Below are 25197 nucleotides of genomic sequence, written 5' to 3' on the forward strand. Positions count from 1 at the left end.
TTACTTTCCGGAATCCCATAAAAGTGGGCACCAATGAAGTCTATTGGTGACCTGAATCTCCGAAATCACTTAAAAGTAGGCATCAATGGAATGCCTAACGCTCAACAAGCTATAATCCTGAAAAAATCCCCTGGTCTAAAGGATTCTCGACATATAAAATTCGTCGTAGAATTGTCCATCCTTGAACATTGAATCCTTCTTCGTTCCTTCTATTTCAAATCCCATTTTTGTGTATAATGCAATGGCTCCCTGATTCTTTGTTATCACGGTTAGTTCCAGTCTGCGCAGTCCTATGCCGCTCGCCCAATCCAATAATTCAGTGAAGAGACTTGTCCCAACCCCTTTTCCGCGATATAGATCTTTTATCCCAATTACCAGATATGCTGAATGCTTTGTTCTGGGCGCACTTCCGCCTTTGGCGATTAAATATCCGGTTAATTCACCACCAGTCTCCGCCAGAAAGATATTTGAGTTTTGTTCGGATATAAGTACATGAATCATTTTCTTTTGAGTGTCCGGATTGAACTTTCTTTCACCTGGCCCAAAAAGCATAAAATCTGAGGAACTTTCCACCTCTTGCATTAGTGTTGCAAACTTATCTGCGTCCCGTTCCTCGGCTTGTCTGATCTCCATGGAAACACCTCTTTCATTATAGTTTTAAGAAAAAGAAAACAGAGGAAAGATTCCTCTGTTTTTATGAAAAAATGCTTTTGATGCTTTCTATTAGTTCCTTGAAGAAGTTGGAGACTGATTCCAGGAACCCTTTATCACCCACTGCTTCCTCGATCCTTTTCTGGATATCATCCGAAAGTGTTTCTAATTGGGTTTTTACATTGTCAAAATTTATATTCAGGTCCCTCATCTTATTGAACAGGTCGATAAGGAGCTGCCTGTCTTCAGGACTTAGCTGAATCTCAAGTGTTTTTAACTTATCATCAATGATTTTTTCGATTTCTTCTTTTGTTGCCGGATTTTGCTCGGCAATTTCCTTCTTGATTTCAGTCAGGAGTTCACTGACTTTATCCTGATCAAGGCCATCCTTTTTAGCCAGTTTTGTCGCCAGGTTCAATTCTTGATTCGCTACTTCTGTGCGGTCCTTATTGAGTTCTGTTCCTTCACCTTCATCATACGCCTTGTAAATTCCAACGAGTGCTGAGTGACCAGTAACCTTCACCGGGGAAACCACATCCACGACTGCATCCTCGATTCCTGCAGTCAACAGGGCGTTCGCATACATTTCATCGGTTACTTCTGTAATATTTTCCGGAGTGACCTGGTTAATCACCAGTCCCTCTCCTGTATCTTTCCTGGTGATTTTCGCCGACGAGTACATGTTTGAATGTTCGTCACCGTCTATATAATTTACTAGGTCTTTTCCTGTGACAATTATTTCTTTAACTTTTGATGGGTCCTTCACTCCCAGCAGCTCCCTGACCTCATCCTTCTGTTTTTCAGAAAGAGCTTCGCCGTATACAACAATCGGAAGGCCATATTTTTCATTAATGGCATCCTCATCATTATCATTAGACGCAAATGCTGGTACAGCAATCATCCCTAAAGACAAAATGAGTAGATTGAATAATGCTGTGATTTTCAACAAGTATTTCGGTTTCATATATATTCTCCTTTTCAAACCAATTCTTATAAAACAATCTTATTTTTCACCAGATTCAAGCTTTCTGGCCACTTGCCTTTCCAGCCTTTGAACTTTGTGCATTAAGTTATAGATCAAAGCAGTCATAAAACTGAGCTGGATCAACACGAAAATTCCCACGAACAAAGCAGAATCAACTTCAAACCCGGAAAATAAAAACATTAACAAATAGAATAATATAATACCTCCAAAAAGATTTGCAATGAATATAAACAGCCAATTATCCATTTCTCCACCCTTCAGTACATCTATATGTACGATAAAAATGGTATAAAAGTTTCAACTAAGTTCAATATGAAATTTTTCTGCTCTATTAAAGAATCCTGGAGAAAATCATTGGTAAATTTCCCTCTTATCCAAATACCTGATATGTTCAATATGGCTCTCTCCACTCCCAAAACCATGTGAGTTCCCTGGTAAAGGCGGATACTCATCGCTTCCATCCTTGTTAACGGAGCTCCATCCTAAATAGTATTGTTCAGGCGGAAAAAAATCAGAAAAAATCGAATTCGGCATACTGGAAGCAGTCAACTGATTTTCTACAGTGATAAATTCAATCCATTCATCAGGAATTTTAGTAAAACCATAACTGGACTTTCCACCTACTTCTATTTCCAATTCCATTTGGACCTTTGGAAAGTAGTGGTGCTTTCCATCAGATATGCTGAAGTTTCCGTCTTTCTTTAAATAAAAGTTCAGGTTTGCAAGCTGATTATCCGGATGAAAATTCCAGATAATATAGTAACTCCCGGGATCTTTAGGGTCTGTTTTCCATAATTGAGGAGTCGCACCTGTGTCAATGCGTGCAAATTCCCACTTGTGTTTTCTCCACTCCCAGAAACTGAGACCATATCCTTCATTTTTTGTAATAAAAGGGGCCAGAACATGCTTTGAATCAATAAAAATGATATCTTGAATCAACTCTATGTCTGCCTCAGGGAATTCCTTCATCATTTCATTAATGGCTTGTTGTTTGCCAGGAAACCCACCCGGGGGAGCGAAATAGAACCAGTAACCAGCGAGTATCACCAATAGGGTCAGCCCCAGCCCCCCAAGGAGCAGCATACTTTTTTTATTTCCCATTCTACTTCCCCTCCTTTAAAAAAGAGGCTTTTGAGCGGAAATAAAATTGTTCCTGTGGTGTTATAATTAAAATCCCTCTTCCATCCTCTTCTACATAGATCACCGGGTGAACCCCGCTGCCCATTCTGGCTTTTACCCCGGTTATTTGATATGCAAATCGTTCATCGGCCTGAGCCTGCGTTTCAACGTTCTCCATTGAATCATAATACCAGGCATCGCTGGAAATTTTCTTTTTATCCATTTTTGGAATTTCAGATTGAAATGATTCTGCGTCCAGCATTTTTTCGTTCGCAGATGGATGAGTTTTCAGGATGGATGCTTCACTGATGTCTGAAATGTATGTTGATAACTTGTCATTTGGATAAATGCTCGATTGAATCAGAGGACTCAATAATGCTGACAAAAGGAAAATATAATTAGCCAGGAATCCTAACCATGCATATTTTCGGTATCGGGACCAGCCAGTACCTTCGTTCCTTTTATTATATCGAGCAAAGAGAATCCAAACTCCGAGTGGAAGTATAGCTACTTTAATCTGCTGGTCCATATAAGGAAGATTAATAGAAAATGAGAATAACCCTATGAAAATTACGAGTGCCATCTTCCATATCTTTGGCTTAATTTCCTGCTCTCGGTAAATCCTGAGAGCTATAAATAAAATCAGAATCCATGATACAAAATTCATAACAAACATTGTCACGTTCATCTACACACCTCAAATCCCTCTAAATCATTTCATCTGAATGCATTGATCAGAAAATATTTGGTCAATGCAAGATATTCTCTTGCATACGACTTTACGACTGCTTGTACTGGGGTCTCAGCTGGGAGTCCGTTCAACGCGAGTCCCTCTTTTTCTGCAATCATGCCGGCACGGTAAATATGGAAATCATTTGTTACGACAAGTCCAGACACAGCATCTTTCGGTATTAACCTTTTAGAGAAGCGAATATTTTCATATGTATCTGTAGATTGATCTTCGAGAAGAATTCTGGATTCTTCGATGCCGTATTCCATCAGAGCTCGTTTAATCGCTTCTGCTTCGGATATATCCTCGCCAGGACCTTTACCTCCTGAAGCTATGGCAATTGTGTTTAGGTTTTCTTTTAGGTAGTCTGCCGCAGAGTCTATCCTGAATTGAAGCGCTAGTGATGGGTTTTCCCCCTTCACACGGGCACCAAGAATGATCATGTAATCTGCATTTTGTGGCACAGATTCATTAGCGTGTTGAATGATCTGATAATGGAGTATGCCGAAGTATAACATGGTAAGAACCACTCCAGCCACTAACCATCTTTTAAGAAACCTTTTATCTTTTATCCTCATACTATTTACCTGTCTTTCTAATAATTACTACCATATTACCATCCTTTTGTGTAATTGTTTGGTATTCAGTAAAATTATGACAAAAATCTGACTGTTAGGAAAGGATTTTAAGCACTAGTAATGATTCTTCAATCATATTCTGTTGCTTCTTCACTATCTTTGACGAAAGACAACTAGTTTTGTCAGGCACAAAGGAATTGACTATTATAACAGCGAAATTTTTTTATGGGAGGGATGATCATGAACACTAGTGCAGTCGCAAAGTTGCTTGGGGTTTCGCCAAGTACGATACAGCGTTGGGTGAAACAGGCGAACCTTCAAATGGAACGTACAGAGCTAGGGCATTATCAATTTTCGGATGAGAGCATCGAAATCTTGAAAGATATCAAAGATCAGCTTAATAACGGTGTTCTGCTTCAGGATTTAAAAATTAAAGGGAGAAAGCCAAGAAAAGCAACCGTAATAGGCGGATCAACTGAGATGGCTCTTGGACCGCTGGTCAGGCGGATGGATGAATTTGATCAAAAGCTTGAAAGAAAGGCGGATGAAGTGGTTGCATATCAGATTCTCCAGCACAGAAGGGAAATAGATGAGCTACAGAATGAAATAGACGTTCTTAAGAATCTTATCATCAGCATGCAGGAAGCTGCCCCAGAGAGGGAAAAAGAAACCACCGAGGTAAAGACAGAATTGTCATCGTCGCTCTCACCTCTAAGGAAATTCAAAAAGAAAAACATCATTAGTTCTTTTTTTGGATTTTAAGCCTCGCACATCGTGGATGTGTTTTTTTTTTTGGTCTTGTTCAAACAAAAAAAACAGACCCAAATTACTGAGTCTGTTTTGGATATCCTTAGTTAGAGCTTCTGTACGTTTGTAGCCTGCGGACCACGCTGGCCCTGTTCAACATCAAACGATACTTCTTGTCCTTCATCTAAAGATTTGTAGCCTTCACCCTGGATTGCTGAGAAATGTACGAACACATCGTCTCCACCTTCACGCTCAATGAACCCAAAGCCTTTTTCACTGTTAAACCATTTTACCTTACCACGTTCCACTATTGTTGCCTCCTAGCGATTTAAGAAAATTGCAATTTAACCTTGCGTGATTATTATATCCATTCATGAATATTTTAAACTCTAAAATAGGATTTTTTTTAGGAAGGACTGAAAACCAGTATCTCCCAGACGAGCAACGAGAAACACGCTGCTTTCATTTACCTGCTTCTTTTCTATTGATTTTCAACTGCTGATTTTCCTAAAAGTCTCTTCATCACAGATGATAAACATCTTTGCTCCGTCTGGAATAGGTTCATTATGCTTTCTGGCAACATCAAGTGCATGGCCGTCTGAAATGAGCGTCGCTCCTAAATCGAACAACTCCATCGCTGCCTGCTTGTATGTCCCCCAATGCGGTTTCTTTTCGACCTCATACAAGTTTTCACCTTCCATGTTACTGAGCAATTGTTTGAATAGCTTACTTGAGCCATGAAAGATTGCCGCCTGGGCCATCAGCTTGGATACTGATTCATTCGATAATATGAATTCATCTATATTTGCATGTTCGAACAGTGCAATATGCTTTTCCTTCATAATCTCGGCGATTGTGTATATGTTTTTTCCAGACTGTTTGGATATATGCTCCACCCTTGAAGCAATAAGCAAAGTTTTCCCATCAGCATATTCTGGCAGCCCGATACGATCATCTGTAAATACTGCCACTGACTTTGACTCCAGGATATTAGCCTTAATCAGCACTTCTTCCTCTGCAGGGTTGCCACTGACAAAATGGACTCGTTCATGCTTCACCGGTGATTCATTGCTGTGGTCGACAATAACGATATCAGATCTATTATTGGAGTTCAGGATTTCTTCAACAACGTTTTTCAGCTTATCTTTGGAGGAACCAATCAAAATATAGTGGTCCTTGCCTTTGTATGCCAATTCCCCTTCCTCCTTCATCTTTTTATAAAGTGCCAGGCTTTCAAAAATTTTGCCAATTATGATGCCCATTGCTCCGATTCCAACTGTATAGAGCAATACCATTGTGAAAATCCTTCCGAGGTCACTGCTTGGAGAGTAATCTCCATATCCAACTGTGACGACTGTTGTCATTGTCCACCAGACGGCATCCAGATATCTTGGAAATGTTTCAGGTTCAAGAGTTTTAATAATCAGACTGCTTAACAGGATCACAGCCAAAACAATCAGTGTGATTTTCCACAGACTGATTCTCATCATCTTTGTGAATAATCTTTGTAAAATCCACATGTATGTACCTCCTATCCTAAACGATCAAGCCAGCCGGCAAAAAGCATGATAGGTTGTTTGTGATCTTGCCGCCAACCCTGTAACCAAAAGCGGACGGTTCACCATAGACAAGAAAGCTCCCGGTCAGTATATGTCCGTTTTGTCTCCCATTTTCAGATAGGTATTGGACAGAAGGCAATTTGATATACTGCTGAAAAATTGATGGTACTTGATCGTAATTTTTCTGTTGCTCCTCAAGAACCAATTGACCGCTCGAATCGAAAATCTGAACTGTGTCTCCTTCCCTCCCAAAAATCGGTTTTTTGACATAAGGGATTTTTTTTTCGAGGAAATAGTCTGCTTCCAGATACGTGGGAAGAAAATATTGGTGTATCCATTGGTGCTCTTCTTTACTGAAGAAAGGATCCTTATTTTCATGCATTCCCCAAATCACCGCCTGTACTGCTTTATTTTGCAACAAGAACGCAGATGGAGGATTAATCACAGCCAGTTTCTTTGTTTTTATAAGATCCATCAACCAGAGCCCGATTCTATTCCCTGAATGGTCTTCATCAAGGATCATGCTCTCAATCGGGAAAGTTTGCCTGTACAGAATGTCAATTTTGCGTCCATATTCATCAAAAAGGCCCTCTCCTGGCTGGATTCTTAATTTATCCAATGAGATAAACCTTGAAGGTAATCCGTACAATTCTTGTAAATACAAAACAGTGTTCTTGTCCTCAATATTATCTTCATGCGCTGTAAAAACGACGTATGGTTCCACTTCGGCTACCCATTTTGCAGAGGCATGAACGGCTTTCCTGATAGCTGCGGCTAGCTGCTCTTCTTTTGATTCATTTGGATCTCCATAGCCAAAACTCTTTGCCACCAGTCCATTTACGTGAAACAACTCTTTGATGAAAGTAGGAGTATCGGCATTAATTTCAATGCATTTGTATGTATCATCCGTTTTTATGAGATCAAGTCTTGCAATGACACTTTCTGGATTCAAGGTTTTTAGCCGGATAAAATCTACGGTTTGGTGAGGAAATCCTAACTCAAGTAAGGTATCTTTATCCACCTTTCTCAGCAGGTCACAGATTTTGAAAAACACTTTTCCAACTCTGGAAGTACAAAGCCTGATTTCATCCGCTTCGTTCTGGGAAATTGCTGCTACATCGTATAAAGCGTATTCTTCCCCATATAAGTCAGGCCAGAAATTCTTGATCCCTCTATAGAAATTCATTCGTCTTATTCGATGGTCTTCCATGGAATGCCTCCTATTCCATGTCGTTTTCATGCAAATTTTTCACATACAGAACGTATACTCCCCGGTCCTCATCAATTTCAGTAGAAGTAACCAACATTTGGCCAATTTCCGGGACATCCGTTACATCCTTTAAAAGATAACGAATGACATCGAGATGGGTTTGGCAAGGAACAGTGGATAGCAATTTGTAATTCTCAAATTCACTATACCTGCGAAATTCAACGTGAATGCCCAATCCCCTATAATTTTTCTCGTCAATGACTGAATTGTTCCTTCCACGGTCCTCAAGAACCAGGATTTCTTCTTCCCCGTTCATTTCATTCGACACTAATTCATATTGGTTTCCCTTGATCACGAAATAGGTGCATAACTGTCGTGCATAAAACTCATCTATGCCAACAGTCGCGGTCGTATATTCATATAAAGGTTCGTAGCCGCCTTTTCCATCATGGATAAAATAAGTCAGTTTTTTCATGGCACTAAAATCTCCTTAATACGAAAGACTCTTGGCTACAATCCAGCCAACAGCAAGTGAAAGTGAAAATAGAATGACACCGACAGAACGATTATCTTCCTCTATCGCTTTTTGAAGGCTGTACCTGATTGTTACAACCTCGGCGACAAAAAACACGAGGATTTGAGTGAAAATTCCAATAGACCCCCAAATTGCCATATCAAGCAGGGAAATTGAATATTCTGCCGCAGCCCCAAGGACAATGGCGAGTCCGAGCATTTTCCCGCCAAGAGAAAGAGCAGCAGTAACATTTCTCTTGCCGATCAGTTCAAATTCCTTGATTTTAGGAGTAGCAAGCACGAATAACCCTACCCCTGCTGTCAGCAAAAGCAGTCCAAGTCCTAAATAAGAGGCAAAATTTATATATAAATTCATTATTCATTCTCTCCCTTAGCCGCCAGTCGTGCTTCTTGACCCGCTTCCGAATCCAGAGCTGCCTTTTGGCGTCCTGTTTTTGTAATTGCTGTCCAGCCTGGCCCCTTTAAATGACGAGCTGTTCTTATACTTCATATAATCATTGCTCTTATAAAGCATCGATCGATTGGCAAAGAACATACCGGCAAAAAAGAAATGGCCAAAGTATGGGGAATTATTATCATCACATTCCCAGACCCCATCTTCAGCATCCCATTCCCAGTCACTACAATCTGTCCCTTCTGGTACCGGAGGGATATCCTGATCCTGTGATGCACTCCAATCCTGTCCCTCACCTGCAGATGAACCCTCATCCCAATCTCTGTCTGGTAAAACCTGCGGATTATTACATGCTGTAGCTCCCATTAAAAGAGCTGTAGCTGAAATCCCAGCCATAACCTTTTTGGTTTTGTTCATATTTTTCACCTCTTTCTATTCAACAGATGTATTTACGGCAACCTAAGAAAAAAGTTTCAAAATTTCATGCAAACTTTAATTCATTCTAACATTTCCCTGGTTGAAATGATGCACAATAAGGTATCTCCTTATCTCTACCGGATCATCACAATATGTCGTTCTTTTACCCTAAGTCCTCATTTCTTCCTGCTACGCATTCTGAGTATTTAAAACCTAAAGTCCATCTGTAATTAAGATTCCCCATTAAAGAATTCTTCAAAATTAAAATCCTCTATTTCTGACTTTCCCAATGCAATTTTTGCTAAAATAATTTCAAATAGGCATAATCCTGTTAATGTAACTATTCCTGTAAACATAATGACAGCTCCTTAAATTCTATTTGCTTATACCATAATTTATGGAACGCGTTTCAGGTCAAGAATATTTTTGTGAGGTTTTTTAAATGGCTAATATACGAGAAATTGCCCGACTGGCTGGAGTCTCTGTTTCAACCGTTTCCCGGGTATTGAATAACCATCCTTATGTTAGTCCGGAGAAACGGGATGCAGTGTTGGAAACGATGAGAAAGCTGGATTACAGCCCTAATATTAATGCAGTCCACTTATCGCGCGGCAGGACAAATATGGTAGGAGTCGTACTGCCAACCATTAACCATCCTTATTTTTCGGAGCTGCTCGAAGGTATTGCTGAAGAGGGAATGAATCATAATATCCAGCTGGTTATTTTCCAGACAGGCTACCGTGAAGAAAAAGAGTTCGAAGCATTGGAACAATTAAGAGGCCAGCTTATTGACGGAGTCATTTTCGCTTCACGGGCAATACCATTTGGAACTTTAATGAATTATAAAGGTGCAGGCCCAATTGTGTTATGTGAAGACTCTGATCAGGAGGAGTTTCCTTCAATATCGATAAAACATGTTGATGCGTTCAATCTCGGGCTGGACTACTTAATCTTAAAAGGTCATCAAAAAATAGCGATATGCCTGGGAAGGCTTGAAGGGACAAATAGCCGTAAACGAAAAGATGCTTACGAGAAAAAGATGAAGATGATTGGCGAGGATGTGCGATCAGAGTGGGTCCTTGGTCAATGTTTAATGATAGAAGATGGAAAAGAAGTGATTGAGCAGTATTTAAAAATGGAGGTAAGGCCGACTGCCTTCATAGTTGGTAATGACCAGGTCGCGACAGGCATGGTGACAGAGGCAAAAAAATATGGAGTTGATATCCCCGGAGAATTGGCCATAATCAGCTTTGATAATCACCCTATTTCAGAAATCATGGACATCACGACAATAAGCATACCCACTAAACAATTAGGTACCACCGCCTTCCAAGCATTGCTTAAGCGCTCAGAGAAAAAAGGATTTGCGAAAAAGATCACCCTTCCATTTCAATTAATCGAAAGAGGTTCCGTTTGAGGGACACTATCAATAAAAGAAAAACCTGCCTATATTAGGCAGGTGATGTATTAGTTTATACTGCTTTTACGTTCTATAAGGTCTATGTTGTCATCGGTCATATGATAATCATGGCAATCCATAAGTATCTTTTCAAGTGAGTCTGGTACCCTCTCGAAATCATAGGCGCAGATTGTAATCAGCTTTGTATCCTTAAGCATGATATCAGCTTCTCTTTCATATTCGCCAAGATTCTGGAAGATTTCATCCTGATCTCTCCATTCTACATGGGCCCAAGTCTGGATGGGAATATTTTTTTCCAGGAATGGTTCAATCATATTTTCCAGATAACTTAAAATCGTTTCTTTATGGAAGTTGCCTCGATAGCAGTAGAAATCGTAATTATTCAGGGTATGGATCATATCTCTCTGCGTCTCATCAAATTCAGATTTGATCCTTTTCTGGATTTCAGGCATAAACCGGTCATTTTCAATAATCATGACATGGTTGCCAAGTGCAATCGCAGCATTTAAATAGACAAAAAGATTACTAATATATTTATGATCATCCCTGAATGAATAAAAGATATGGGCACCGGTTTCTTCCGCTGATGAAATCAGGTTTAGGATTTTATTGTGCATTGTTATCAGTCTCCTCCTGAATTCAAGGGAAACAAACAATGAATTCACATATTCAAACTATAACCTTTATTATATCATACTTCCTTCCTTTAATCGATTAAACGTGTTTTTCATTTTAATGGCTGATCCATTTTCCACATCAAGCATCCGCCATATTCATGAACATTTACTATATAAAATAAATTGGTGTTTATTTTACAGCATTGGCTGCCAATTTGACCGCTTTTCCATTAAGACTAGATAAAGCCTCTTTATATTCAGCTTCTAATTGTTTGATAATCTCAGATGCAGGCTGAATTTCATTGATGGCCCCAACTCCCTGCCCCGCTGACCAAATGTCTTTCCACGCCTTGGCATTGGTCTCCCTCTGCATGGAATCAAAATTGACACTTTCCTTTTTCTTAAGTGTTTCTGGATTTAATCCAGCTTTCACAATGCTTGGCATTAGCATGTTGGCCTTTACACCTGAAAAAGCATCTGTAAGGATAAGGTCTTCTTGTGTTGCGTCAACTACCATCTTCTTGTATTCGTCATTTGCCATACTTTCCTCTGCTACAATGAATCTTGTTCCCATATAGGCAAGATCCGCTCCTGCGGCCTGGGCAGCAAGGATCGATTTTCCTGTAGTAATAGATCCAGCCAGCACAATGATTCCATCCCAGAAGGTCCTGACAGAATCCACAAAAGCAAAGCTGTTCAATTCTCCAGCATGCCCTCCAGCCCCATTGGCAACAAGAATGAGGCCATCTACTCCGGTCTCTGCCGCTTTCCTGGCAAACTTCACATCACTCACATCAGAAAACACTAATCCGCCATATTCGTGGACAATTTCCACTACTTTCCTTGGGCTTCCCAGAGAGGTGATGACGAGCTGCGGCTTATGCTTTTTTAATAATGCAAGCTCTTCGTCAAGACGGCTGTATGTACTATGCACGACCATATTCATTGCCCATGGTGCGATTTTCCGTTCGGGTTCATGAGTTCTCACATCTGCTAAATCTTCATTCAGCTTGCCCATCCACTCATCAAGTACCTCGATTGGCCTGGCATTAGGGGCTGGAAACGATCCAATCACTCCGTTTTTGCAGCATGTGCTCACAAGGTCAGGCCCGGAAACAAGGAACATCGGTGCTGCTATAGCTGGTACTGTCAGTTGATCCCACCAGCTTTCAGGAACCACTTTACTCATATTATCATCCTTTCTCTACATGTCAAAATTTTCTGAATATCTATATCATAATTTAATACACTTAATAATTCAACAAAGACAAGTAATTTATTATATTAAAAAAAGAATCCGCCACCTTAATGTGAAGGATCCTTTCGATACTTTTTCAGTGTGCCTTTCATACTATTTCGGATTCTAATAAACATTGTTTCATGATCTTCTTCCGGATTTTTTAAATAATGCCGCCAAATGAACTGACTGATCTCTTCTATTAACAGCAATAATACAATTGGCAGAATCAAATACCATATCCACGTCCACATCATTCAGGCTCCTTTCGAACAGATATATTATCCTATTCAATTCTTTACCTCAACATGTGTAAGAGTTAAACATTGACAGTATTGATGGAAAAAAGGATCATCGCCGAAGGAAGATTTTCATTCCTTACCTTAGTCTCTCAAGGATATCTTCGCGGTGAATATAAATGATTGCCATTACGAGAAATCCGCTAATCATGATAACTGCAGTGTCTGTTCCAAGAAAATAAAAGCTGATTGGGATCAATAGAAAAGAACCAAGACCGGCAAACGTAAAACTTTTTAAAAACGGATAGAGTAATAGGAAGCCGCCGATGATGACCAGTGCAGTAAACGGTTCAAAAGCGATCATCCCGCCGATGAAAGTGGAGATTCCCATCCCGCCTTTAAATTTCAAAGTAATGGGTTTTACATGGCCTAAGATTGCAAATCCTAACCCTCCGAGTACTAAATCTGATGAAAATCCAAAGTAATGGCCTGCGATAATGACAAGCGCCCCTTTTAGGGCATCTCCAATAAATGTTAAGATGAATGACAACTTCCCATTTACCCGGCCGGCATTGCGTGCCCCTACATTTCGGCTGCCTTCAGTCCTTATATCCTTTTTTCCCAGCAGCTTTACTACAACAAATCCTGCCATCAAGCTTCCCAGCAAGTATGAACATACAAAAAAAGTAATTATAGCCAAAATAGACACAACCTGTCTTAAATTATTATTAAAGTTTATTCGGTAAAAAGACATAAATTCCTTTAACTGAAACCATTAGAAAAAGGAGCCTTTGACCGGCTCCCTTCTAAGATTTCTGAACAGACACGAGAGTGCCCCTGAAGTATTGCTGCTTCCTCATATAATAGTAGAAGACTAAAAAAACAGCACCGCTGACTAGACGCATACCGGCAGCAAGATTCATAGCAGTATTGATTGAACTAAACTGCAGCAAAAATACCCCAACTTGCGGAGCGACAAAACCGATAATAGCTAAAATGATATTATATTGCGCAATGAAGCTGCTGCGATTTTCCTCCAATGTAACTTCAAGAAGTTGATTGAATAGCAAAAGCACAGTTCCGGAAACAAACAAGCCTGAAGTGAAATTCACAAATGTCAAATAGTACATATTCGTCGAAAGGATCGTTAAAAAAGGTGCGGTCGCCATGCCTGCCGCTGTAAATGCAAGCATTTTGGCATTGCTGTGCTTATCAGCCATCCTACCCCACCATTTGAAGCTGATGATTTGTCCTACCTGGTTCGCCACTGTGATAATGCTGATCCAAAACCCAGACATATGCGCAATTTTAATATTATAAATATTGAACAGCGGCCAAGCCAGCTGCCAGGCAAAGTTGAAGAATAATCCGCAGATCAGAAAATAGATGAATGGTTTATGTTTATAAGCGTCCCAGCCGAAATTCACCCGTTTCAATTCTTTTTTCACTTCTTTTTTCGGTTCTATATGTTTATTCAAATAAAACACTTCCACGACACCGAAGAAGAATGCCAGAACAAACAGTATCTGATATGGCATAGGATTCGCTTTGTCAAACCACTGAAGCCCAATACCAATCATCAATGTGGTGAACATGCCAGCAATGGTCAGAATCCTGTTCCTCTCACTGAAAAAACCGCTCCTCCTGCTATCAGAAATAAGATCGCCAATAAATGACTGCCAACTGAGCATCGCAAATGAACCAGGAAGATTCATAAGGCCGATTAAAATAACAAACGTCCATGCCCTGTACTCCTGAGGCAGGTAAATGACAAGGAACATCGCAAGCAAAAAGAAGCGAGTAAATAAGATTGAAAGGCCAGTGAACCTCTTCTTTTCCTGAAGCCGGCTCATGATTGCGGTCCCGAGGATCATGGCGAACATCCCTACGATTTGCGGAAGCGAACTAATTAAACCTACTTGGTAATTCGTTGCACCAAGGACACCGATCGCGAAAAGAGCAAAATAATTATTGCTCATGCTGGTTACAATTGTTGAAGCAACACCATTTAAGATACTATTTTTTTCATTCCGGAGTTCCTGTTCAGAAGGACTTTGCATATCTTCTTCCTCTTTCAAATGATTCAAATTATTTTGTAAATCGAAATATCCACCTAATTTTACTCCTTCTGTTTTTTACTGGCAATAAGAATTTTATCCATTATTTAAACAAAGATTATTCTGAGAATTTCTTTCTTGAGGCATGAAAAAAAGGAGCATAAGGCTCCTTTGCGATTAAACGTTATTCAAGACCAATTTCAATCTGTTGTTACGCTCTTCTTTTTCTTTTTCGTTCGCAAGGTCATACTTTTTAAGAAGATGGAACACTTCGTTCAGGATATCCTGGGTATGTTCTTCCTCCAGAAAATTGCTGAATGAGGCTTGGATTTCCTGCGGCAGGAACTCCTTCTGTGACTCGTACTTTTTTTGGACATCTTCCTTGCTATGGTCAATTTTGCATTCTCCCATATCAAAAATCCCTCCTTACAATGGATACTGTTAGCATAACAGACTCTCAATTGCATCTTCAATTCACTTAATTAATTGTTTGGATTCCTTTATTAATCCTGATGAATATTCCAAACCTGACTCATCCAAATTTAATCGTTAGATACAGCATTGAAATCAATCCGAGGATAAAAGAATATGTTGGAAACTTTATATGCTTCTCCTGGCTTTCTGGTATCAGTTCCTTATATATAACAAAAAGCATCGCCCCAGCTGCAAAACTTAAACCGTATGGTACCAGCCCATCAACATCTGCTGCAAGAAAATACCCGATTACCGCTGTTACAATTTCTACAGCCCCTGTAAAGGTAGCAATTAAAAGCGATTTCAGTTTCGACATATTCTGATGTATTAAATAGATCCCTACGAGGAATCCCTCAGGTGCATTCTGCAGGCCAATAGCAAAGGCTATGATAGCACCAAGATTATCCTCACCGGATCCGTAACTGACACCGACTGATAAACCTTCGGGCAAGTTATGAAGTGTGATCGCCGTAACAATCAATAATGTTTTACGATCAACACCTGATAAAAATTTAATGTCACTAGTATCAAGATCTTCCGATTTTGAGTTGATGAAATTCAGAACAAATGTCCCTAGCAGCATACCAACGCTTAACACCCAGATATTCGATGCTTTTAAAGACTCGGGTATCAAGCTGAATGTTGTCGCTGCCATCATAATGCCTGATGCATAACCAAGAAGAAGTGACTTCACTCTGGAAGAGACATTATTTAAGAATAAAACTGGTATTGCTCCCAAACCCGTTGCCATCGCGGAGATGACCATGCCCAAAAAAGCTTCAGCCATAATTTTTTCCAATGCCTCCTATTTTACAAAAGTAAAATACTATTTCCCTTAAATAGGGAAATTACACTTGGAAAAATTATTCTTTGTATTTTCATGGTGCGACTAATTCTACTTTTATCCGATCTGGATCTTCGAAAAAGACTGCATAATGTCCATTCCCACCAGCAAAAGGGTGCCTGTCTTGATATAGGATTGGGATGTTTTTTTCCTTGAGCTTCTCTGTCATCCAATTTACTTGTTCCCTTGAACTTGAATGGAAAGCAAGATGGTTCAGGCCTACTCTGGAACGATGATAACCTGATTTAATAAATTGATCCTCTGTCTGTACAAAGACCAGATAAGTCGACTGGTATTTCCAGCTGATTCCCCGATCCCATTTTTGATGGACTTCGTATCCTAATTCGCTTAAAAACCAGTCCCAAAACGCAATTGTTTGATTAAGGTCCGTTACATTGATTTCGACATGATGCAACATCTGGTTTCTCCCCCTTTCCATACCGCCTTTTGTATCGGGAACCTTTTAATTGGAAACAATATCATAAAATGATAAAGGACGTCATGTTATGTATCTGGTTGTAACCGTAGCTATATTCCTTATTTCAGGCTATTTTGTCGTTGACTGGAAACGTTGGCGGGATTTCTATCCGACAATACAATTTTATATAATATGCAATTTAATGTATAACTTTATTTTCTTTAACCATACCTTGTGGGCATACAATCCAAGGACTCCATGGCTGAATCACACGGTTATAGATTTGGTTTTCAGTTTAATCATCATCCCGATCATCATTATGATCTATCTGGACCATATCCCTGCGGTATTTATAAAGAAACTGCTTTATTGGACAGGATGGGTTGTGCTGTTTACTGTCATCGAGTATTTTTTTCAGAAAATGGACTTATTTATTTATCGTAATGGATGGAAAATCATGCATTCAGCACTCTTCAACGGGATAATGTTCACTGTGCTTTGGGTTCATTATAAACGTCCTTTAGCAGGCATATTGATCTCGATTCCCATCATTATCCTTCTGCTCTATTTCCACCACCCAACATTCATGGATTTAAAATAATTAAGATTCTCAGCCTTTAGCTTTGCTTCCTGTTCGCTTTTGTTAATATAATAATGAAAAGTGATTAAAGACGAAACTTTCATTCAGGGAGATTTTATGATACGTACAATTTCTGTTAGTCATTCTGACCAGATTCAAACTGGCCGAAGTATAGAGAAAATTTTATCAGAAAATGACAAATGGTATTGGATTGATTTCAATGCACCGACAGAAGAAGAAATTGAGTTTTTAAGAGAGCCTCTTAAATTCCATCCATTATCGATTGAAGATTGTATCCATACCTTGCAAAGACCTAAACTGGATTACTATGATGATTATCATTTTTTTGTTTTTCAGGCATTGAATTCAGAAACCATGCACAAGGAAGAGGTCGACCTATTCCTGGGCCCCAACTATATCATCACTTTCCATAGTGACAACACACGTGAAGTTGAAGATGTCTGGATGAGATTAGAGCTTTCCAAGACACCAGCAGAATGGAATCCCTCTATTGTCCTTTATCATGTTTTGGATAAAATAGTCGATAATTATTTCCCTCATGTCTATCGTATTGAGGATTTATTGAACGAAATAGACGAAAATTCAGCGGAGCGCTCAATGGAAGAATTGCTGGAAGACCTTTTCGACACAAGGCATGAACTCCTTTCACTCCGCCATACCATCACACCAATGAGGGATTTGGCATATAGGATGATCAACTCACACCGTCTTTCTGGTGTACTTGAGCAAAAGGAATATTTTGCGGACATTCATGACCATTTATTAAGATTGGCTGAAAAGGTTGAAGCCAGCCGTGAGTTGACAACAGATATTCGTGATAGCTATTTATCGATGAACGCTCATGAAACGAACCGGGTGATGAAAGTACTCACTGTGATCACAACCATTTTCATGCCTCTTACCTTCATAGCGGGAATTTACGGAATGAACTTTGAGAAAATGCCAGAACTTTCTTGGAAGTTCGGTTATTTTGGAGCTTTATTCGCCATGTTCATCATTGGAATAGCCATGTTTCTCTGGTTCAGAAAAAAAGGCTGGTTTAAATAAAGTGCCTATGCAAGAGACCATTGAAGTGTTTTCAATGGTCTCTTGCTTTTCTATTCTTCATCTTTATCAAGCCTGATAAAATCCTCCACAAGGCATTTACTGCTTATAATAAGTCCAGACAGGAAACAAGCAATAGTGGTCTCATAAGTTAAATAATGAAAAGACAAAAGCGTAGAGCAAACCGTCATAAGCAGCCAAAGGTATTTTTCCCGATGCTCAGCCATTAACCTCTTCCGCCTTCCAATAAATTTGGCTGATGGCTTCGGCCAATGCTTCCACTGTATTTTTTAATTCTTTCATATTATTATCGACACCGCCAACTTCCACTACCAGAGAATTGGCATTCAAATCCTGATTATAGATCCCATCAACACCAATACCTTTTTTAGGGAGGACCCCCTTGCTTATGCCTGGATATTGCTTATTAAGGATTTTATGAAGCTCATTCGCAAACTTGAGGTTTTTTTGGAAGTTCTTATTTTCCTCACCAATGACAAAGACAATCCTCGCATATGGTTGATTATTTATAACAGTAGTGGTTGAATCCTTTCTGACTGAATCTCGGTGCAGGTCTATGAAATAATCCAATTTTTGATTCCCCGCCATCGCCTTTTGGACCAGCGAACGTGAAATCTCATAAGATTTATAACTGAGCCAGCCCTTTTTATCCAACTCCTGGCCAATATTGGTCTTATCCACGCTCGCTCCAACACCGCGCTTTTCCAATTCCTGTCCGAGCAGTTCACCCACAATGGTGATGTTGGTCTTCCCATCCACTGCTTCGTTTTCATTCTCCGCACCCTCCATGCCAAGCAATGGCAGGTAAGATTCCCAACTATGGGTATGATAAATGAAAACAGATTTTTCTGATGGTGAAGACCCAGAATATACCTTCCCACTATTAAGCTCCTTCAGCTCATTCGCTGCCATATTCCTTTCCTGCAAAAGCACATCAATAGGCGGAGCCGATTCAATCGGTATATCCGTAAAATCCACACCCTCTTCAGCGATGATGAAATTTGAATCAAAGGCCATGAAACCTGGCAGTTCACTTCTAATCAGGCTCCTGATATCATTCGTCTCAATATTTGTAAGCAATTTGAAACCTGTGGAAAAAATCGGGTAATCAGAATTTGCACCCGTTAAAGCATGTCCTATAAGCGGATTCTCATAACCGATGATACGCAGGAAAACCTCAGCACCTATATCACCGTTGACTTTGAACTTAAAAAAGCTGATATTCGAAGAAGAAAGAAGTCCTGCTGCCAGGAACAAACTTATTGTGCTGATCAAAATGAGGAAAATCATCAAAATTTTTCTGTATATTTTAACAAAAATTTCAGTCATTCAATCACCCTTATACATGTGATACGAATTCTTTTAATTCATGAATATGTAAAAAACAAGATTTTAGACTAAAAAACGCCTGGACATAAGTCCAGACGTTGTTTTTTATGTGAAAATTAATCCTGTTAAATAACACCCTGCAAAAATTAGTATGCGAATAACATTAAAAATATCTTTTTTTCCAGAAAATGAAGGCAGTGATCCCCGCCAGGAGCACGGCCATGCTGATGGCCAGGAAGAAGGCATATGGATTGTGCTGGAAAGGCAGTTCAACGTTCATACCATAAAAGCTTGCCACCATTGTTGGGAATGACAGGATGATGGTAATGGATGTCAAAAACTTCATCACCATATTAAGATTATTTGAAATGATAGAGGCAAAAGCATCCATCATTCCGCTTAAAATGGAGCTGTATGTTTCAGCCATTTCAATTGCTTGCGTATTTTCGATGATGACATCCTCAAGTAAATCCTTGTCTTCTTCATACATTTTCAAATAATTAAAGCGCATGATTTTTGCAAGCACTACCTTGTTGGATTTCAATGAAGTAGTGAAGTATACCAGACTCTTCTCGAGAGCAAGGAAGGCATATAATTCCTTGTTTTTCATGGATTGGTGCAGTTCCCGCTCGATTTCATTCGTCTTTTTATTAATCTGTTTCAAATAACGCAAATAGTAAATTGAAATAACGTAAAGGATCTGCAGAGCAAACCTGGTTTTTTTGAATGTATAGAATTCTTTTACCCGGTTATTGCGGAATTCCTCAAGTACTGGTGTCTCTTTTAAAGAAACAGTAATAATACAGCTGGATGTCTGGATAATTCCTACAGGAATCGTTTCATAAATTGGAAAACCCGACTCATCATGGGTAATATATGGATAGTCGACAATAATATATACATTGCCATCTTCCTTATCAATACGAGGGCGTTCTTCGTCATCAAGGGCGTCCCTGATAAAATCAACCGCTATCCCCGTTTCACCGGCCACTCTCGTAATTTCATCCTCAGAAGGATGCACCATATTGATCCAGCAGCCTTTTGAAATTTCTTCAACACGTGTTAAACATCTATCTTCATTGCTTTTGTAGATTTCTAACATTTCCGCCACCTCCTCGTTTTTAAATTGAGGAAGTCAATTACCGTTTATCAGAGTTGATAGTCTTCCAGCTTTCAATTGTATCAAATCTACTAGATTATCGACTTCCCCGCGCCTATCGGGATCAGGTTCTATTGAATAACCCAAAGATACCAACTCCTCTCTTTTTTCACCTCTTACATATTACTCCTGACTGCGTTAAAGTACAATGGTATTTTTCTATCACTGCTCTATTCGTAGGTTTTATTGCTTTAACACTATAATGAAACCTGTATCAACCAATTCAAGTGAGCGGCATCTCGGCAAATAGTTACTTTAATAAAGGTGATACAACCATCAATACGAAAACAGTCTTAATGGAATATCAATATAGAAAAAGTCATCAGGAATTTTAATAAAAACGCTGACAATATACATATTTAGGTATATATCAGAAAACTTAGATACCCCTGTATGGTAGTAATAACGAGGAATAATAACTTAATGAAGAATATGATCGCAAAACTCTTTTGGCATTAACGCTTGTTTTTTCCATGGCAGCTGTTGGTGAACCCCACAGAAAAAGCTGAAGCTGCCACAACCGGGCGGATGTATTGGTTACTGTCGGCCATCAAGGTGCAGATTCCTATTCCCAAATTTGGAAGGCGTTTTATATACAGTCAGCTCAATTGGAATGATGGCTGACAGAATCCTTTGGACTGAACAGCAAATCGGCTTCATGGCTGACAGAGTCGTATATGTAACTGAATTCTCTCAGGACAATTCCATCAAAGTTATTTACACTGCATTATGGCCTACCGGTACAAAAGATGGAGGGTATACATATCAAGTATCCCTGATGCCTGTTGCCATGCTTCCAGCAGGCTGGTAAGAAGAATGTAAAAGGCGGAACTTTATAAGTTCGCCTTTTTTCTATGATAGATTGCCGGTGTTTGTTTTCTTAAAGTTATTTAATTTTATGGTGATGCGAAAAATACATCTAAATTTCATTTTTTTTTTGTTTTCCTCTACTCTTTTTATGGGATTGTTACGTATGATATTCTTCTCCCCTTTTAAGATATTTGTAAAAATAAAGTGAATATGCGCTAATTATCCCCTGCTATATGTTCATGTTCCATTCGGTAGTAAGTCATATAGTCGCTGTATAATACAAGTATTTATCATTTATTGTCATACTAATAACTACAGGCCAAAAGGGCTCCAGCTTTTCCGAAACTAAAAAAAAATATATAATGAAAGATACTTTAGGTTGCTAACCTAATTTTAATTTTGACAAGTTTCAAGAAAGGGTAACTCAAATTGTCTTGAAACCGTCTTTATTTTGACAGGTTTTCATGATCAGGAGCCGAAGTTGTCAAGAAAACACCTTTATTTTGACAGCTTTCCATCAATGGAGCTCAAACCTGTCAAGAAAACACCTTTATTTTGACAGCTTTTCATCAAAGGAACCCAAACCTGTCAAGAAAACATCGGTATTTTGACAGCTTTCCGTAAAAGGAATCCAAACCTGTCAAGAAACCATCGGTATTTTGACAGCTTCCCATCAATGGAGCTCAAAACTGTCAAGAAACCATCGGTATTTTGACAGCTTTCCATCAAAGGAACCCAAACCTGTCAAGAAACCATCGGTATTTTGACAGCTTTCCATCAATGGAGCACAAACCTGTCAAGAAACCATCGGTATTTTGACAGCTTTCCATCAATGGAGCACAAACCTGTCAAGAAACCATCGGTATTTTGACAGCTTTCCATCAATGGACATCAAACCTGTCAAGAAACCATCGGTATTTTGACAGCTTTCCATCAATGGAGCTCAAACCTGTCAAGAAACCATCGGTATTTTGACAGCTTTTCATCAAAGGAACCCAAACCTGTCAAGAAACCATCGGTATTTTGACAGCTTTCCATCAATGGACATCAAACCTGTCAAGAAACCATCGGTATTTTGACAGCTTTCCATCAATGGAGCTCAAACCTGTCAAGAAAACACCTTTATTTTGACAGCTTCCCATCAATGGAGCTCAAAACTGTCAAGAAAACATCGGTATTTTGACAGCTTTCCATCAATGGAGCTCAAACCTGTCAAAAAGCTACCTGATTTTAAAACGTTTGATTCACAAAAGGAGAAATTTTATGCAATTGTTGCAACGACTCTGGGAGGCTATTGTCCGATTCTGGAAAAGACGCCACCTGACACAAATTTTGTTATTGATCTTATTGATTTTTATATTGCTGTCCATCCTTTGGTTTGCTTTTATTGCCAGCAGGGCCAATGTCCAGACGTTAAAGGATGGTTTAAGCCAGGCAACCACAATCTATGACCAAAATGGAGAGGAAGCCAGCAAACTTGCGACAAACCGTACTGGCGGGGTGCCGATTGAAGATATGCCAGAGCATGTGCCGAATGCGGTAGTCGCCATTGAAGATGAGCGATTTTACGAACATCATGGTTTTGATATCAAGGGAATTGCGCGTGCATTCTTCGGAAACCTGTTTGCAGGACAGATTACCGGTGGCGGAAGTACGCTGACCCAGCAGCTGACGAAAAATGCCCTGCTTTCTTCTGAACGGACTTATAAACGTAAAGTGGAAGAACTTTTTCTAGCCGTAGAACTTGAAAAGGTCTATGAAAAAGATGAAATTATTGAAATGTACCTAAATCAGGTTTATTTCGGCAGTGGTGCATTCGGAATCAATAATGCCAGCAAGAAGTATTTTGCCAAGGATATTCAGGATGTGACGATTAGTGAAGCGGCACTGCTCGCCGGCTTGCTTAAAGCTCCTTCCGCTCTTGATCCCTATAATAATTACGATGCTGCTATCAAGCGTCGGAATGTGGTTCTTGCAAAAATGAACGAATTAGGGATGATTACTGATTCGGAGTTTAAGACAGCAAAGTCTGAAGAGATACAATTAGAAGACGGCGGCGGTTCACTTGCAGATCGTAAATATCCTTCCTATGTAGATGCCGTATTGGATGAAGCTACTAGCAAATACGGATTGACACAGGATGAAATCATGACAAGAGGCTACCGGATTTACACAGAACTGGACCAGAATATCCAATCCGGCTTAGAGAAGGTATACCGGCAGGATTATCTGTTCCCTGATCGGACGAGTGATGTATTGGTACAAAGCGGATCTGTGCTTCTAGACCCTAAAAGCGGCGGAGTCCGAGCCCTGGTCGGCGGCCGCGGCGATAAGGTCTTCCGTGGCTTCAACCGGGCGACACATTTAAGGGCCCAGCCAGGCTCGACCATGAAGCCGCTGGCTGTTTACACACCAGCTCTAGAAGAAGGATATGAGTATGATTCGATGCTGATTGACAAAAAAATGAGCTTTAAAAACTACAGTCCGAAAAACTTCTCAGATACCTACAAGGGAGAAGTGCCAATGTATGAGGCAATTGAAAATTCAATAAACCTCCCTGCTGTCTGGCTATTGAATGAAATTGGCTTGAATAAAGGTATTGATGCTGTCAGGAGGTTTGGCATCAAGGTCGAGAAAGAAGACCAGAATCTGGCTCTGGCTTTAGGCGGGATGCATAATGGAGTTTCACCCCTTAAGATGGCCGAAGCCTACTCTGCCTTTCCAAACGGCGGTAAACGCCAAGATGGACACCTGATTACGAAAATCGTCGGTCCTACGGGAAAAGTAATAGCCGAGCATGATGGCTCCACCACTCGTGTAACCTCTAAGTCGGTGGCCAATAAAATGACATCCATGCTGTTGAATGTAGTGGAATCTGGTACTGGAAAAGGAACCTATATAAAAGGAGTCGACCTTGCCGGAAAAACTGGTTCAACACAGCTGCCGTATGCTGATATCAATGGGACGAAGGACCAATGGTTTGTTGGATACACCCCCAATATCGTAGGTGCTGTCTGGCTCGGATATGATCAAACAGACCGAAAGCATTATTTATCCAGCAGCAGCTCGAAGGATGTGGTTCCTTTATTCAGGGCCATTATGGAAGAAACTTTGCCACATGTTGAACATGAGGAATTCGCAGTCAAATCAATCAATGAAAGCAACACTGGAGACATTGACTATAAACAAACCGAAAAGGCAATCAAGGATAAAGCAGATAAATTAGAAGAAGAATTAAAAGACCGCGCTGGTAAGGTTGAAGAAAAATTAAAAGAGGAAGCTCCGAAGTGGAAAAAGGTTTTTGAACAGATGCAGGAGGATGCAGGTAAAGTCGGCGATAAAGTCATTGATAAGCTACGTGAATGGAAAGGACAGTAAAGACAAAGTGAGAGCAGTTAAATGTGGCTGCTCTCTTTTTTATATTCCTTATTAAGTTAAAAAGTCTTAGAATAAATACAAGTATCCCGCAAATCACCCTCAACGGAAACTGAATCGTTTTTTAATATTCCATCAAGGGAGAAACCTAATTTCTCGGGAATTGCCCTGCTTTTACTATTCAATGAATCGCATCTGATTTCAATTCTGCGAGCTTTAAGTTCTTTTACCGCAAACTCTGTGATCCCCTGTACCGCCTCTGTCATATATCCTCTCCCACTATAACGTGTGTCGATCCAGTAACCGATTTCAAATTTAGGAACGTCCCAGTCAATCCTATGTAAACCAGATGAGGCTATAAATTCCCCGGTATCTTTCTTGAATACCAGCAGCCTTAGGTCTGTACGATTTAAAAAATTCAGGTAGCCTTGCCTGATCACCACTTCTGTTTCTTCAACTGTTTGTTCCTTTTGGGCGAATGGCATCCAGGGTTGAAGTTCCTTTAAAGAAGCGTTGACGGATTGACATGTAACCTCTCCATCTCCGGGTAACGGCATCCTGATCAAAAGTCTGTCTGTTTCAAATTCACCTGGAAACTCCAATAAAATAGGGTTTACCATACTGACCT

Annotated in this window: 29 protein-coding genes; 6 read left to right on the top strand and 23 right to left on the bottom strand. The window is 39.8% G+C overall.

What is annotated here, in order from left to right:
* Positions 1-135: 135 nt before the first annotated feature.
* The 5 genes from M3593_RS01455 to M3593_RS01475 form a co-directional block, all read right to left on the bottom strand.
* The gene (locus tag M3593_RS01455) at positions 136-633 is read right to left on the bottom strand and encodes a GNAT family N-acetyltransferase (RefSeq protein WP_144480609.1); all 498 of its coding nucleotides are present in this window, start codon (positions 631-633) and stop codon (positions 136-138) included.
* Positions 634-694: 61 nt separating this feature from the next.
* Positions 695-1615, bottom strand: coding sequence for a DUF1002 domain-containing protein (locus tag M3593_RS01460; RefSeq protein ID WP_144480606.1), 921 nt, complete (start codon positions 1613-1615; stop codon positions 695-697).
* 372 nt (positions 1616-1987) lie between these two features.
* Positions 1988-2737 carry a hypothetical protein gene (locus tag M3593_RS01465; RefSeq protein ID WP_144480603.1) on the bottom strand — a complete coding sequence of 250 codons (750 nt, stop codon included), beginning with the start codon at positions 2735-2737 and terminating at the stop codon, positions 1988-1990.
* Between the two features lies 1 nt (position 2738).
* The gene (locus M3593_RS01470) at positions 2739-3443 is read right to left on the bottom strand and encodes a hypothetical protein (protein WP_251540356.1); all 705 of its coding nucleotides are present in this window, start codon (positions 3441-3443) and stop codon (positions 2739-2741) included.
* Between the two features lie 29 nt (positions 3444-3472).
* Positions 3473-4057: a YdcF family protein gene (locus M3593_RS01475; RefSeq protein WP_483308910.1), complete on the bottom strand. Its 585-nt coding sequence runs from the start codon at positions 4055-4057 to the stop codon at positions 3473-3475.
* 246 nt (positions 4058-4303) lie between these two features.
* Here M3593_RS01475 and M3593_RS01480 point away from each other — a divergent pair, with 246 nt between their 5' ends.
* Positions 4304-4825, top strand: a complete 522-nt coding sequence (locus tag M3593_RS01480) for a MerR family transcriptional regulator (RefSeq protein WP_251540357.1) — start codon at positions 4304-4306, stop codon at positions 4823-4825.
* A 92-nt stretch (positions 4826-4917) separates the two neighbouring features.
* On the opposite strand, the gene M3593_RS01485 is transcribed toward M3593_RS01480, so the two are convergent.
* From M3593_RS01485 to M3593_RS23950, 7 genes are all read right to left on the bottom strand, one after another.
* On the bottom strand, positions 4918-5118 hold the full coding sequence (locus tag M3593_RS01485; protein WP_144480592.1) for a cold-shock protein: 201 nt from the start codon (positions 5116-5118) through the stop codon (positions 4918-4920).
* Positions 5119-5301: 183 nt separating this feature from the next.
* On the bottom strand, positions 5302-6330 hold the full coding sequence (locus tag M3593_RS01490; protein ID WP_144480590.1) for an ion channel: 1029 nt from the start codon (positions 6328-6330) through the stop codon (positions 5302-5304).
* Positions 6331-6346: 16 nt separating this feature from the next.
* Positions 6347-7579, bottom strand: coding sequence for a glutathionylspermidine synthase family protein (locus M3593_RS01495; RefSeq protein WP_251540358.1), 1233 nt, complete (start codon positions 7577-7579; stop codon positions 6347-6349).
* Positions 7580-7589: 10 nt separating this feature from the next.
* The gene (locus M3593_RS01500; protein WP_144480584.1) at positions 7590-8054 is read right to left on the bottom strand and encodes an RNA helicase; all 465 of its coding nucleotides are present in this window, start codon (positions 8052-8054) and stop codon (positions 7590-7592) included.
* A 15-nt stretch (positions 8055-8069) separates the two neighbouring features.
* Positions 8070-8468, bottom strand: coding sequence for a DUF350 domain-containing protein (locus M3593_RS01505; protein ID WP_144480582.1), 399 nt, complete (start codon positions 8466-8468; stop codon positions 8070-8072).
* A 15-nt stretch (positions 8469-8483) separates the two neighbouring features.
* Entirely contained in the window at positions 8484-8924 is a 441-nt protein-coding gene (locus tag M3593_RS01510; RefSeq protein ID WP_144480580.1) for an aminotransferase yhxA, read from the bottom strand.
* A gap of 230 nt (positions 8925-9154) precedes the next feature.
* Positions 9155-9280 (bottom strand): hypothetical protein, encoded by a 126-nt coding sequence (locus M3593_RS23950; protein WP_260983665.1) that lies wholly within the window; start codon positions 9278-9280, stop codon positions 9155-9157.
* A gap of 86 nt (positions 9281-9366) precedes the next feature.
* Here M3593_RS23950 and M3593_RS01515 point away from each other — a divergent pair, with 86 nt between their 5' ends.
* Positions 9367-10341, top strand: coding sequence for a LacI family DNA-binding transcriptional regulator (locus tag M3593_RS01515; RefSeq protein ID WP_144480578.1), 975 nt, complete (start codon positions 9367-9369; stop codon positions 10339-10341).
* A gap of 50 nt (positions 10342-10391) precedes the next feature.
* On the opposite strand, the gene M3593_RS01520 is transcribed toward M3593_RS01515, so the two are convergent.
* The 8 genes from M3593_RS01520 to M3593_RS01555 form a co-directional block, all read right to left on the bottom strand.
* Positions 10392-10961 (bottom strand): MEDS domain-containing protein, encoded by a 570-nt coding sequence (locus M3593_RS01520; RefSeq protein ID WP_144480576.1) that lies wholly within the window; start codon positions 10959-10961, stop codon positions 10392-10394.
* Between the two features lie 190 nt (positions 10962-11151).
* Entirely contained in the window at positions 11152-12150 is a 999-nt protein-coding gene (locus M3593_RS01525; protein ID WP_251540359.1) for an NAD(P)H-dependent flavin oxidoreductase, read from the bottom strand.
* Positions 12151-12266: 116 nt separating this feature from the next.
* Positions 12267-12455 carry a hypothetical protein gene (locus tag M3593_RS01530; RefSeq protein ID WP_251540361.1) on the bottom strand — a complete coding sequence of 63 codons (189 nt, stop codon included), beginning with the start codon at positions 12453-12455 and terminating at the stop codon, positions 12267-12269.
* Between the two features lie 121 nt (positions 12456-12576).
* Positions 12577-13137: a glycerol-3-phosphate acyltransferase gene (locus M3593_RS01535; protein WP_186326862.1), complete on the bottom strand. Its 561-nt coding sequence runs from the start codon at positions 13135-13137 to the stop codon at positions 12577-12579.
* 106 nt (positions 13138-13243) lie between these two features.
* Positions 13244-14497, bottom strand: coding sequence for an MFS transporter (locus tag M3593_RS01540; protein WP_251540363.1), 1254 nt, complete (start codon positions 14495-14497; stop codon positions 13244-13246).
* Between the two features lie 174 nt (positions 14498-14671).
* Positions 14672-14905, bottom strand: a complete 234-nt coding sequence (locus M3593_RS01545; RefSeq protein ID WP_251540365.1) for a group-specific protein — start codon at positions 14903-14905, stop codon at positions 14672-14674.
* Between the two features lie 121 nt (positions 14906-15026).
* Complete coding sequence (locus M3593_RS01550) at positions 15027-15755, bottom strand: ZIP family metal transporter (protein WP_144480873.1); 729 nt, start codon at positions 15753-15755, stop codon at positions 15027-15029.
* A gap of 91 nt (positions 15756-15846) precedes the next feature.
* Positions 15847-16230, bottom strand: a complete 384-nt coding sequence (locus M3593_RS01555; protein ID WP_251540367.1) for a VOC family protein — start codon at positions 16228-16230, stop codon at positions 15847-15849.
* 88 nt (positions 16231-16318) lie between these two features.
* On the opposite strand from M3593_RS01555, the gene M3593_RS01560 reads away from it, so the two are divergent.
* Positions 16319-16831, top strand: a complete 513-nt coding sequence (locus M3593_RS01560) for a CBO0543 family protein (protein ID WP_251540369.1) — start codon at positions 16319-16321, stop codon at positions 16829-16831.
* A gap of 96 nt (positions 16832-16927) precedes the next feature.
* Entirely contained in the window at positions 16928-17878 is a 951-nt protein-coding gene (gene corA / locus M3593_RS01565; protein ID WP_251540371.1) for a magnesium/cobalt transporter CorA, read from the top strand.
* Positions 17879-18094: 216 nt separating this feature from the next.
* On the opposite strand, the gene spoIIP is transcribed toward corA, so the two are convergent.
* Both spoIIP and M3593_RS01575 read right to left on the bottom strand, forming a co-directional pair.
* A complete protein-coding gene (gene spoIIP, locus M3593_RS01570) occupies positions 18095-19225 on the bottom strand; it encodes a stage II sporulation protein P (RefSeq protein ID WP_251540373.1) in 1131 nt (376 codons plus the stop codon).
* 163 nt (positions 19226-19388) lie between these two features.
* A complete protein-coding gene (locus M3593_RS01575; RefSeq protein WP_144480556.1) occupies positions 19389-20327 on the bottom strand; it encodes a magnesium transporter CorA family protein in 939 nt (312 codons plus the stop codon).
* Between the two features lie 670 nt (positions 20328-20997).
* On the opposite strand from M3593_RS01575, the gene M3593_RS01580 reads away from it, so the two are divergent.
* Together M3593_RS01580 and M3593_RS01585 are read left to right on the top strand one after the other, a co-directional pair.
* Positions 20998-21195: a hypothetical protein gene (locus M3593_RS01580; protein WP_144480554.1), complete on the top strand. Its 198-nt coding sequence runs from the start codon at positions 20998-21000 to the stop codon at positions 21193-21195.
* Positions 21196-22457: 1262 nt separating this feature from the next.
* A complete protein-coding gene (locus tag M3593_RS01585) occupies positions 22458-24572 on the top strand; it encodes a PBP1A family penicillin-binding protein (protein WP_144480552.1) in 2115 nt (704 codons plus the stop codon).
* A gap of 56 nt (positions 24573-24628) precedes the next feature.
* Here M3593_RS01585 and M3593_RS01590 read toward each other — a convergent pair whose 3' ends face one another.
* Positions 24629-25189, bottom strand: a complete 561-nt coding sequence (locus M3593_RS01590; protein ID WP_144480550.1) for a GNAT family N-acetyltransferase — start codon at positions 25187-25189, stop codon at positions 24629-24631.
* Positions 25190-25197: the final 8 nt, after the last annotated feature.

This window comes from Mesobacillus sp. MER 48 (assembly GCF_023714225.1).
In the GTDB taxonomy this organism is placed as follows: domain Bacteria; phylum Bacillota; class Bacilli; order Bacillales; family Cytobacillaceae; genus Mesobacillus; species Mesobacillus oceanisediminis_A.